Source organism: Ventrimonas faecis (genome assembly GCF_040096075.1).
Classification (GTDB): Bacteria; Bacillota; Clostridia; order Lachnospirales; family Lachnospiraceae; genus Brotaphodocola; species Brotaphodocola faecis.
The window spans coordinates 21,475-32,632 of the sequence record NZ_JBBMFJ010000020.1; the positions used below are offsets into that span (position 1 = coordinate 21,475).

12 protein-coding genes are annotated in these 11,158 nt (G+C 50.7%); all 12 read right to left on the reverse strand.

Going from position 1 to position 11,158, the window contains the following annotated elements:
• Window positions 1-33: 33 nt before the first annotated feature.
• The 12 genes from yabQ to murC all read right to left on the reverse strand — a co-directional run bounded on the left by yabQ (window position 34) and on the right by murC (window position 11,079).
• Window positions 34-363: a spore cortex biosynthesis protein YabQ gene (gene yabQ, locus WMO41_RS10140; RefSeq protein WP_349229642.1), complete on the reverse strand. Its 330-nt coding sequence runs from the start codon at window positions 361-363 to the stop codon at window positions 34-36.
• Window positions 363-647, reverse strand: a complete 285-nt coding sequence (yabP, locus tag WMO41_RS10145) for a sporulation protein YabP (protein WP_177291652.1) — start codon at window positions 645-647, stop codon at window positions 363-365. Before yabP ends, yabQ begins: the two co-directional genes overlap by 1 nt.
• A gap of 77 nt (window positions 648-724) precedes the next feature.
• On the reverse strand, window positions 725-964 hold the full coding sequence (locus WMO41_RS10150) for an RNA-binding S4 domain-containing protein (RefSeq protein ID WP_118534075.1): 240 nt from the start codon (window positions 962-964) through the stop codon (window positions 725-727).
• Between the two features lie 3 nt (window positions 965-967).
• Complete coding sequence (locus tag WMO41_RS10155; protein WP_118534074.1) at window positions 968-1,243, reverse strand: HU family DNA-binding protein; 276 nt, start codon at window positions 1,241-1,243, stop codon at window positions 968-970.
• 83 nt (window positions 1,244-1,326) lie between these two features.
• The gene (locus WMO41_RS10160; protein ID WP_349229643.1) at window positions 1,327-3,219 is read right to left on the reverse strand and encodes an alpha-amylase; all 1,893 of its coding nucleotides are present in this window, start codon (window positions 3,217-3,219) and stop codon (window positions 1,327-1,329) included.
• Between the two features lie 51 nt (window positions 3,220-3,270).
• Window positions 3,271-4,026, reverse strand: a complete 756-nt coding sequence (locus tag WMO41_RS10165; RefSeq protein ID WP_349229644.1) for an exodeoxyribonuclease III — start codon at window positions 4,024-4,026, stop codon at window positions 3,271-3,273.
• Entirely contained in the window at window positions 4,019-4,942 is a 924-nt protein-coding gene (locus tag WMO41_RS10170; protein ID WP_349229645.1) for a nucleotidyltransferase family protein, read from the reverse strand. Before WMO41_RS10170 ends, WMO41_RS10165 begins: the two co-directional genes overlap by 8 nt.
• A gap of 172 nt (window positions 4,943-5,114) precedes the next feature.
• On the reverse strand, window positions 5,115-5,630 hold the full coding sequence (lepB, locus tag WMO41_RS10175; RefSeq protein ID WP_349229686.1) for a signal peptidase I: 516 nt from the start codon (window positions 5,628-5,630) through the stop codon (window positions 5,115-5,117).
• Between the two features lie 369 nt (window positions 5,631-5,999).
• A complete protein-coding gene (locus WMO41_RS10180; protein ID WP_349229646.1) occupies window positions 6,000-7,172 on the reverse strand; it encodes a ribose-phosphate pyrophosphokinase in 1,173 nt (390 codons plus the stop codon).
• 144 nt (window positions 7,173-7,316) lie between these two features.
• Window positions 7,317-8,309 carry an ATP-binding protein gene (locus WMO41_RS10185; RefSeq protein ID WP_349229647.1) on the reverse strand — a complete coding sequence of 331 codons (993 nt, stop codon included), beginning with the start codon at window positions 8,307-8,309 and terminating at the stop codon, window positions 7,317-7,319.
• 65 nt (window positions 8,310-8,374) lie between these two features.
• Window positions 8,375-9,433, reverse strand: coding sequence for a DnaD domain protein (locus WMO41_RS10190; protein ID WP_349229648.1), 1,059 nt, complete (start codon window positions 9,431-9,433; stop codon window positions 8,375-8,377).
• Between the two features lie 266 nt (window positions 9,434-9,699).
• Window positions 9,700-11,079 (reverse strand): UDP-N-acetylmuramate--L-alanine ligase, encoded by a 1,380-nt coding sequence (murC, locus tag WMO41_RS10195; RefSeq protein ID WP_349229649.1) that lies wholly within the window; start codon window positions 11,077-11,079, stop codon window positions 9,700-9,702.
• Window positions 11,080-11,158 lie beyond the last annotated feature (79 nt).

Here is an 11,158-nt window from a genome sequence, read left to right on the forward strand (position 1 = left end):
TTTGTTATCCTGACTTTCTAATTCGATGTTATGTTACCTGTGTAATTTCATTCTAATGCATCGAAGAACCATTTTCAAGAGCTTTCGCAAATTTCTGCTGATGATCCTGTCATAAAAAAGCATGGATACAAAAATACATCCGATAATATAAAAACGCAGTGCCCCGTCATTCTCCCGGTACAAAAACAGGAAGGTGAAAAAACCGGCCCAGATCCAGTAGCAGAAATCCTCCAGTCCCAGCGCCAGACTCCTGTGAGGCACCAGAAACCGGAACAGCCGGATGAGATCGTACACCATCATAAGAACCGCGCCCACGGAAATACTCTGGAGCAGAAGCCGCGCCTCCCGGCATACCGCAGCCATCAGCCAAAGAGCCGGGCCAGAATGGACTGTCCGGCCTTCCGGTATGCCTCGTTGGAAGAGTAGGCCAGGCTGTCTATCTGCCCTTCTACCTCCATCTCTCCCTTTTCCACCGTGAGCCGGCTGACATGGAGATCTTTTCCCTTGATGGTCAGAAGACCCATGTCCGTATCCATCACCACCTGGTTTTCGTCAAAGGATACCACTTCCCGCACCCCTGTCAGGCTTGCCGCATTGCGGTTCTCCAGCCTGCAGGCATGGGCGCGGATTCCGGATCTTTCTTCCACAAAAAAACCTCCCCGCCTGAACTCATGGTTCAGTATATGGGAAGGTTTTACTGTTTATGAAAGTAATGATGTAAGAATCAGAGGTAGCGGTAGAGTTCTTTTGCATCGTCCTTGCGGACGGTTTCCTGCACATCAAGAACCTCCACTTTCACGGAAGAAGTACCAAACTGAATCTCAATGATGTCCCCGGCCTTCACGTTCACCGAAGCTTTGGCGGGGCGGTCATTGACCAGGACCCTTCCGGCATCGCAGGCTTCATTCGCGACAGTTCTTCGCTTAATTAAACGGGATACTTTCAGATATTTATCTAGTCTCATAAATTAAGCGTTTACAAGATCCTTTAATGCCTTACCAGCTTTGAACTTCGGGGTCTTGGAAGCCTCGATAGTCATGGTCTCGCCGGTTCTCGGGTTGCGGCCCTCTCTTGCTGCTCTCTCAGATACCTCGAAAGTACCGAAACCTACTAACTGGATTTTATCGCCTGCCTTCAGAGCCTCTGCAACTACATCGGTAAATGCCTTTACTGCTGCCTCTGCGTCCTTCTTGGAAAGACCTGCCTGCTCAGCTACTGCTGCTACTAATTCTGTCTTGTTCATTATTAATTCCTCCTAAATGCGATAACGGCCGGAAAGGTCGTTTTGTCGTAATTCATTTTGCCCTTTCATTTATATCTGTTTTGCTATGCTTTGTCAAGGTTTTTCGCCTTTTTCTTTCCCTTAAACACCAGAACAGAGCGGGGCGGTACCATGCAGTTCTTCTGGTTTAAAACCCGTCGTTCCTGGCCTTCTTCGTAAAAGCCTCCCGCCGCGCTGTCACTGGTATCAAAGGACAGCGTCCACTCCAGATCCTTCGGCAGATTCGGAAGCGCAAAACCATGTGGCTCCCAGTGCATATTGAAGATCACAAAGAAAAAGTCATCGTTCTGTCCGTCCGGCTTCTTCGCGTAAGTTCCACAGTAAAGAATTCCGATCTGGCGGCGGAAATTCTCAAACTCCGGCTGCCATGCGTTGACGCCGTGGTAGGAAATATCCGGATGGCCACAGGCCAGATAATCCATGACCCGCGGTTCCTGCTCCATATGGAACACCGGATGTGCCTTGCGGAACGCGATCACATGCTTCACAAAGTTAAGAAGTTCCTGATCCCATTTGTTGAAATTCCAGTTCAGCCAGGAGGTCTCATTGTCCTGACAGTAGGCATTGTTATTTCCGTTCTGAGAGTTTCCAAACTCATCTCCCGCCAATAAAACCGGCGTTCCCTGACTCAAAAAGAGCATGAGCATGGCGTTGCGCAGCTGTCTTGCCCGCAGCTCCAGAATCTTCTTCTTGCGGACCGGGCCTTCCACGCCACAGTTCCAGGAATAATTGTAGTCACTTCCGTCCCGGTTATTTTCCCCGTTGGCCTCATTGTGCTTCTGGTCATAGGAAACCATGTCCATCATGGTAAAGCCATTGGTGCCTGCCATGAAGTTTAACACACCTGTCTCCGCGGGATTGCGGCGGTTGCGGTAGATCAGGCTGCTCATCTGCTCCTCATCGCCCTTTAAGGCGCGGCGCATATCGATGAGAAAGCCGTCATTATATTCTCCAAGATGTTTTTTCTCCCCGGCAGATGGTTTCGGCGCATCCCAGGAGATCGCCCAGAGCTTGGTATCCGCCAGATACGGATCCTTTGCCAGCAGATCTGTCGGCGCATAGCCCGTCAGATGTATGCCATCCACATGGTACTCCCGTACCCAGAACCGCACCGTCTCCAGAACAAACTCCGGCACTTCCTTTCCGGAAAAATAAAGCTCCGGCACCACTTCCAGTCCTGCCCGGTGCAGCTCCCGCACCATATATTTAAATTCCGTCACCGGACTCATGCCCGGGTCCGCGTAGGATGCCTTTGGCGCAAACATTCCGGCCTTCGTGTAGCCCCAGTAATTCAGGCGTCCGGTCGGCTCACTGCTTCCGTAAGGATTGCCCTCCACGTTCTCCGGCATCATGACCTCCTGAAATTCTACCGCCGGTAAAAGTTCCAGCGTGGTAATTCCCAGCTCTTTCAGGTAAGGGATCTTGTCCACGACACCCCGGAAGGTTCCACGGTGCTCCGTGCCGGAGGAGACATGCTTTGTCAGGCCCCGCACATGGGCCCGGTAGACGATGCAGTCCTCATAGGGGATGTGCAGCGGCCTGTCGCCCTGCCAGTCAAACTCCGGCTCCGAAACCGGCGACAGTAAAAGCCGTTTTGCCTGGCTTAACCTTCCCCAGCGTTCCCGCCCGGCAAAGGAACGGCCATACGGATCTGAAAACCGCTTTCCATCCGCCTCAAACGCATAGTAAAGCGCATCAAATGTTCCGTTTACCGTCATAGACCAGACATGTCCGGTCCTTGCTTCCTCCGGGAACGGAAGGCTCCGGATTTCCCGAAATCTTGCTTCTTTTCCGTTTTTGCCTTCCTGTTTCTCAAATAAAAGCAGGCTGCAAGCCTTCGCTGCAGCCACTACTGATACATGGATCCCCCCGTCTGTCTGTGTGAGACCCATGGGGTACACTTTGCTGTCATTCCTATCAATCTGATACTGTTCCAATTCTGCCCGCCTTTCCCGTTACGGCCTGTATTTCGTCCGCAGCGTGTTCTATTATTTCAGGCACAGTTCCACCGGACAGTGATCGGAGCCGAACACCTCTGTATGGATCTTTGCCGACTCCAGCCGGTCTTTTAAGCTGTCGGATACGCAGAAATAGTCGATCCGCCACCCCGCGTTTTTCTCCCGGGCCTTAAACCGGTAGGACCACCAGGAATAAATGCCCTCCTGTTCCGGATAAAAATAGCGCCAGGTATCGGTAAAACCAGCCGCCAGAAGCTCCGTGAACTTTCCGCGCTCCTGGTCCGTGAAACCGGCATTGTTCCGGTTTGTCTTCGGATTCTTCAGGTCAATTTCCTGGTGTGCCACATTCAGATCACCGCAGAAAATAACCGGTTTCTTTTCATCCAGACCCTTCAGATATGCGCGCCACGCATTCTCCCACTTCATGCGATAATCGAGTCTTGCCAGCTCGTTCTGGGAATTTGGCGTATAGCACGTAATTACATAATATGCAGGAAACTCCGCAGTTATGACTCTTCCTTCATGATCGTGTTCTTCCACACCGATTCCGTAGGTCACAGAAATCGGTTCTTCTTTTGTAAAAAGCGCGGTCCCTGAATAGCCTTTTTTCTCCGCGTAGTTCCAATACTGATGATACCCCGGAAGATCCAGGTCAATCTGCCCCGCCTGCAGCTTGGTTTCCTGCAGACAGAATACATCCGCGTCTGCCTCATAGAAGAAGTCCAGGAAATTCTTTCCCACACAGGCCCGCAATCCGTTCACATTCCAGGAAATCAGTTTAGTCATATAACTTCTCCTTATAAACACCATCGGCGATCAGCTTCTGAATGGAAGCAACCACTGCGTCCTTGTCTTCTTTATAGGTCACGCCAAACCATTTATCCCGGGTCTCCAGCACCTTCACTCTCGCCTTTCCGGCTTTAATCTGCTGGTCAATGATCTTCGGAAGCAGGTACTCTGCCTTGATATCGCCCTCTTTGATGCCATCGAGGAATTTCGGGAACCCTTCCTCCAGCTCATCCAGAAATTTGGGTGGAAGGCCCCACATATTCATGGAAACATACTGTTTTGCGTCCACAATAACCGGGTTGCCCTGCTCATCATTCGCGAAAATGCCATTGCCCCGGCGCTCAATGTCATATGTCTCCGTTACATCCTTTAAGGTGCCATCCGGGTTCACATCGCAGACACCACGGGTTACAGTACCGTTCTCACTTAAGGTATTCTCCAGAATGAAACCGCCCATGCACATGTCGTACAGATCTCCATCGGCATCCATCTCATTCACCATATAATCATGGATCTTGAAAAAGCCCTCTCTGCCATAATAATCATCCGCGTTGATGACCAGAAACGGCTCATGCACCAGCCCTTTCACGGTAAGAACTGCCTGACCGGTTCCCCAGGGTTTCTTTCTTCCTTCGGTTACATGATAGCCCTCGGGCAGCGCGTCCAGCTCCTGGAACGCGTACTCCACATGGGCAATCTTCTCAATACGGTTTCCAATGATCTCCCGGAAGTCCTGCTCCAGATCTTTACGGATAATGAAGATAATCTTGTTGAATCCGGCCGCCAGCGCGTCATGAATGGAATAATCCATGATAATCTCACCGCCAGGGCCTACCGGCGCCAGCTGCTTGATGCCACCGCCAAACCGGCTTCCGATTCCGGCCGCCATAATGACTAATGTTGTATCTTTCATTTTCGTTCCCTCTCCAAATATCAAACGTATTCCAGTACCCTCATCCGGCACCAGACCATAATGTATCTAAAATATAACACACTTCGCGGCAAATATCAATTTTGTTGTAACACAACGGGACCGGAAAATCCGTCATGGAGGATTTTCCGGTCCCTGTCTTTTCGCAATATTTTTATTTCAGGATTCCCGGTTTCGGGAAGTAGCGGAACAATACCTTTGCAATGATCTTCTCACGCTTTACATAGGTATTCTCCCAGCGGCGGGCATCCATGGAGTAGTTCCGGTTGTCACCCATCATGAAATAGCTGTTCTCCGGCACTTCAAAATGCATGGGCTCCTCCGGAATCATAGGTTCGCGGATATACGGCTCATCCAGCGGCTCGTCTGAGCCGTTGATGTAGACTTTGCCGTCCACAATGTCCACGGTCTCACCCGGCAGTCCGATGATACGCTTTACATAATAAATCTTTTCATTGTCCGGGAAGCGGAAGATGGCAATATCGCCGCGTTTTGGATCTTCAAAGCGGTAGGAAAGCCTGGAACCGATCACGCGGTCTCCCGTCATGATGGTGTTTTCCATGGAACCGCTCGGCACCTCGCTGTTGGCAATGATAAACGTATTCAGTACAAAAGCAATGAGTGCTGCAGACACAACAATCTTGACCCACTCAAAGATTTCTTTTCCCAGACCGCCTGACTTTTTTTCTTTTTCGTCAGAGTCTTCTTTTCGTGCGTTTTTCTTTTTGCGCTCTGACGATTCGATGTGCGGTACTTCGATTTCTTTTTCCGTGTTTCCGGTCTTTACCGCCTCTCTGTGCAGCTCGTGCGCGATCTTTCTCGCCTCTTCCTCAGCAGTCTGCAATTCTTCGGCAGAGAAGGTTTCCTGCTCCTGTCCGGAGTCCGCGGCAGCGCTGCCTGTCTCTGGCACAGTCTGTCCGTTTTCACCGGCATTCAGGTTCTCCGGTGCGCCTTCCCATGTCTGTCCGGCGCGCATGCCGTCAAGTCCGCCCAGAAGCGGATCTTTATTTGTTCTGTCTTCACTCATGAAATAACCACCTTATTTATTGCGGTACTTGTCCAGGAGCTTGTTGATGCGCTTGGTCGGGCTTAACAGCTCACTTAAGGAATCATCGTGATTTAAGTTGTCGATGATCAGGGCAATGTACTTACTCATATCTACGTCAATGTAGTACGGTCTGGATAACAGCTCCGGAGTCTGGTATACCACGTTGGTGGTCAGGATCCGGTCGATCAGGCCGTTCTCATAATACTCATCAAATTTAGCCAGTCCGTTGGTGAACAGGCCGAAGGTTGCGCAGATAAATACCTTTCTTGCTTTTCTGCGCTTTAACTCTTTTGCGACATCCAGCATGCTCTCGCCGGAGGAGATCATATCATCCACAATGATAACGTCCTTGCCCTCTACGCTGGAGCCTAAGAACTCGTGAGCCACGATCGGGTTGCGGCCGTTTACGATCTTGGTATAATCGCGGCGCTTGTAGAACATACCCATATCCAGGCCCAGGACGTTTGCGAAGTAAACAGCACGGCCCATACCGCCCTCATCCGGGCTGATGACCATCATGTGGTCACTGTCGATCTGAAGCTCCGTCTCGTTCTTTAACAGGTACTTGATGAACTGGTAGATCGGCTGTACGGTCTCAAAGCCCTTTAACGGGATTGCGTTCTGTACACGCGGGTCGTGAGCGTCGAAGGTAATGATATTCTCCACGCCCATGTTGGTCAGCTCCTGCAGTGCCAGGGCGCAGTCTAAGGACTCACGGCCGGAACGCTTGTGCTGACGGCTCTCATAGAGGAAAGGCATGATGACATTGATACGACGCGCCTTGCCGGCTGCTGCCGCAATAACACGCTTTAAGTCCTGGAAATGGTCATCCGGAGACATGTGGTTGGTCATGCCGCACAGAGAGTAGGTCAGATTATAGTTACACACATCTACCATGATGTAAAGATCATCACCACGAATGGAAGACTCAATGGTTCCCTTGCCTTCACCGGAACCGAAACGCGGGGTCTTGGCCTCAATAATGTAAGAATCTCTCTGATAGCCTGCAAACGCGATGGTGGATTTGTGCTCACTCTCACGTTCCTTTCTCCACTCGACCAGCCAGTCGTTTACCTTTGCCCCCAGGGTTGCGCAGCTCTTTAACGGGATCAGTCCTAATGGTCCTACCGGAATGGTCTCAATGGTCTTCTCTTCGTAAATCATCTTTTCCTCCATGCAATGTGTATTATTTATCTTTGTTTTATGATATGGCAGAATCTGAAGGATGCCGCCGCATCGTTTCTTTTATATCATTATGCCTCAGTTAAGTCAAGCCAATCCCCGCTTTTATAAGGGATGATATGTTTTTCACAATCTTGTGGCCCGTTTCTTCATGCGGATATCCGCGCCGTAAAGGGGGATGACACGGTAATTGCTCATGATGCGGGATGTGACACGGTCCGAATAGGTATCCTTTAACATGCCCATGGACAGATTCGTGGAAATGATGGTTCCCTTCTTCCTGCCGATGCGCTCGTTGATGCAGTAGAAAAGCTGGGAGGAAACAAAGGAGTTGTTCAGCTCCGTTCCCAGGTCATCGATGATGAGCATGTCACAGTCCAGAATGTAGCGGTAGCTCTCCTCCACATCCTCCTCGCTGTCCCGTCCGAATTTGTATTTGGAAAAAATTTCAAACAGCTCGTTGGAGGACAGATAAATGACCGAAATGCAACGGTCAATGAGTTCTTTGGCAATGCAGTTGGTAAGAAAAGTCTTTCCCACACCAGTGCCGCCGGTAAAGAGAATGCTGTTTCCCTTGTCCGGATACTGCTGCGCAAACTCCCGGCACTGCCGCACCACAACCTCCATGTAGGCCCGCTCTGTCATGCCAAGCTGGGGAACTTTCTCGGTATCATCGTAAAAATCAAAGCGGAGGTGGTCGAAATTCTCTTCTTTTAAAACTGCCTCAATATTGGACTGGGCATAAAGAATATTCAGGCGCTGCCGCTCAAAGCAGTGGCACCGTTTTCCATTCGCGTAGCCGGTATCCTGGCAGTCCGGACAGTCATAGCGAAGCTCCATATAGTCAGCCGGATATCCGGCCGCTTTTAAGAGGGTCAGCTTCTGCTCCTTTAAATCCGCCAGATCTTCCTTTAAGTGTTCCCGGGCCTTTGTGTCTCCGCCCAGTACCCGTCTGGCGCAGTCCGCTGCCCGGCTGCTGATCTGGCGGTCCAGCTCCTGAATCTGTGGTATTTTTTTGTATACTTCCTGCGTCCGTGCCTCCATGGCACGGCGCTGCAGGCGCTGCCGTTCTTCATACCCGCGCATCACCGCGTTGTACTGGGAATTGCTCAGTGCCATAACTTACTCTCCTTCTTCATGGTCTGTCCTCTGACTGCGGCATGTTCCGCTGCCCGGGCTGCCCGCTACTGTTCTCCGATCCAGTCCTTCACCTGATTCAGCACCATAGAATCATAGTCGGTGTTTCTCTGCTCAAAATTCAGGAACTGGTTGTTCGCCTGACGGCTGTTTTTCTGGTTTTTCTGATTCTTCTGGCCTTTGTACTTTTCATCCAGCACCGAAATGTCGTTCAGGCTGTGGACTCCCGCCTTTCTCCATTCGGAAAGGATCCGGTCCGCATAGCGGAAGCTGGGATTGTGGGTAGCCTCCATGGTACGGTTGCAGGCCTCTAACACCACCTCTTTGGTAAAGCCGTACTCTCCGAACCAGCGCTCAATCATCTCCCTCTCTGTCTCAGCCGGGTTTCTTCCGGTCAGGCCAAAAGCCCGCATGACGGAAAAGGAGTTTTTGGTGAAGCCGCTGGCGTAAGCCTTGGCCTGTTCCACCGTGGCAAAACCCTTTTCATGCCAGCTGATGGCAACTGTCTCTATATAACGGATGCTGGTGTGGCCGCCCTGCACGCAGTGCTCCACCACGTATTCCAGAAGCTCTGCCGACATATGCAGGCCATCATAAAGATAGGCGAACACCTCCAGCTCCCGCTGGGTGAAGATCTTGTTCAAATAGCGCTGGGCTATGTAAAGAAGTTCTGAAAACTCCCCGTCTCCCTGCAGGCGGTTTACCTGATCCTGGCTGTATACCGGCCGCGCGCCTTTTGTCTCTGCTGCCAAAGCTGCGGCCGCTGCCTGCTCTGTAGCTGCTGTCTGCTTTGGAAGTGTTCCCTGCTTTGCCGCTGCGTCCTGCTTCATCGGACCGGTGCCCGTCCCTGCTGCAGACTGCTGTGTCAGAAGACCGTCTGTGCTTAAGACTCCCAGCTTCTCCCAGTAAAGGATTGCCCGGCGGATATCCGCCTCCGTATGGTTCAGGCCATCCGCTATTCTTTCAAGACTCACGGGCTCATCTTTATGGCGGAGCAGATACAGATACACCTTCACATACTCCCCGCTGGCTTCCGCCAGGTAACGGTCAATAAATTCGTTGGAAACCAGGATTGCGTCCACCTGGAAATGATATGTAAAACTCATAAAAATCTCACCTTTCCTGTCTGCTAACAGTGTACCACATCCAATTTCAAAAAGAAATAGGCGAGTTTATCCACAGAATTCATTGTGGATAATGTGGATAATGTGGATATAAACATTTTTCCTGTCCGCCAAAAGCACTCGAAACGTGTCGAATTGTAGATAAAACCGTGGGTTTTTAAATTTTTAGATTTCTTCTTATGTAAATTAAAAAATCCACATAGTCCCTTTACATAAAAAGTGGAAAACTATGTGGATAATGTGGATAACTATTTATTTAAGAGCTTTTCCCCAACTTTTACAATGTCTCCGGCCCCCATAGTTATCAACAGATCACCGGTGGAACAATTTTTTAAAAGAAATGCTTCAATTTCCTCAAAGGTTGGGAAATAATGGACTTCCGTGCCCAGTTTTTCAATGCGGGAAGCAATATCCGCGGAGCTGATACCCAGGGTATCGGTCTCTCTGGCCGCGTAGATGTCGGCAAGAACAACTGCGTCCGCTGCGGAAAGGGCCTCGGCAAACTCATCCAGGAATGCTTTGGTGCGGGTGTAGGTATGCGGCTGGAACACACACCACAGTTTCTTATGTGGATAATTGTGTGCTGCCTTTAAGGTAGCCGCAATCTCCTGTGGATGATGCGCGTAGTCGTCAATGATGGTGATGCCGTTTAACTCACCCTTTTTCTCGAACCGGCGGTCGGTTCCGGTAAAGTGCAGCAGCCCGTCCGCAATGGCTGCATCCGGAATACCCAGTGCCTTCGCAGCGGCAATGGCTGCCAGAGCATTGTATACATTGTGCTCACCCGGTACGCCAAGGGTAATGGTTCCGGCTGCCTTTCCCCGCTCCATCAGGGTAAAGGTCGGGCGGGCGAAGGCGTCATATGTAATATCCGCGGCGCTGTAATCGCTCTCTGCGCTGTGTCCGAAGGTAACCACCTTACAAGGCAGGCCGCCGCTGATCTCCTCATAATTCTTAATATCCCGGTTGATGATCAGAAGTCCTTTTTCATCCAGCTTCTCCGCAAACAGGCGGAAGGAATGGCGGATATCGTCCAGATCCTTGAAAAAGTCCAGATGGTCTGCTTCTATATTTAAAATGATCTCCATGGTCGGGAAGAAGGAAAGGAAGCTGTTGGTGTACTCACAGGCCTCGGTTACAAACAGCTCCGGTCCGCCCACACGAATGTTACCGCCAATGGAATGCAGGATTCCGCCCACAGAGATGGTCGGATCTTTCTCGGCTGCCAGAAGAATCTCGGTTACCATGGAAGTCGTGGTGGTCTTGCCGTGAGTTCCGGAAATAGCAATGGCCTCTCCATAGTTTTTCATGATCTGGCCCAAAAGCTCTGCGCGGGTCATCATCGGAATGCCGCGGCGCACGACCTCGGCGTACTCCGGGTTATCCGCATGAACTGCTGCGGTGTACACCACCAGTTCAATCTCATCGGTAATATTGGCTGCTGCCTGGCCATACATCACCTTTGCGCCGGCTGCTGCCAGGTGGTCGGTCAGTTCGCTCTCATGGGCGTCTGAACCACTGACGCGAAAACCTTCCCGCAGCAGAATCTCTGCCAGGCCGCTCATGCTGATACCGCCGATTCCGATAAAATGAATAGCAATGGGTTTCTTAAAATCTATCTGATACATACTGGTTTCCATCCTTTTTTTATTGTTCATATTCTTCTTATATAATATGCTGCTTCATATTCTTTTCCTTTTTACTTCC

Coding starts and splice junctions, on each gene's coding strand:
- yabQ (WP_349229642.1), bottom strand. CDS start 363: ATGGCTGCGGTATGCCGGGAGGCGCGGCTTCTGCTCCAGAGTATTTCC.
- WMO41_RS10150 (WP_118534075.1), bottom strand. CDS start 964: ATGAGACTAGATAAATATCTGAAAGTATCCCGTTTAATTAAGCGAAGA.
- WMO41_RS10155 (WP_118534074.1), bottom strand. CDS start 1,243: ATGAACAAGACAGAATTAGTAGCAGCAGTAGCTGAGCAGGCAGGTCTT.
- WMO41_RS10165 (WP_349229644.1), bottom strand. CDS start 4,026: ATGACTAAACTGATTTCCTGGAATGTGAACGGATTGCGGGCCTGTGTG.
- WMO41_RS10170 (WP_349229645.1), bottom strand. CDS start 4,942: ATGAAAGATACAACATTAGTCATTATGGCGGCCGGAATCGGAAGCCGG.
- WMO41_RS10180 (WP_349229646.1), bottom strand. CDS start 7,172: ATGATTTACGAAGAGAAGACCATTGAGACCATTCCGGTAGGACCATTA.
- WMO41_RS10185 (WP_349229647.1), bottom strand. CDS start 8,309: ATGGCACTGAGCAATTCCCAGTACAACGCGGTGATGCGCGGGTATGAA.
- WMO41_RS10190 (WP_349229648.1), bottom strand. CDS start 9,433: ATGAGTTTTACATATCATTTCCAGGTGGACGCAATCCTGGTTTCCAAC.
- murC (WP_349229649.1), bottom strand. CDS start 11,079: ATGTATCAGATAGATTTTAAGAAACCCATTGCTATTCATTTTATCGGA.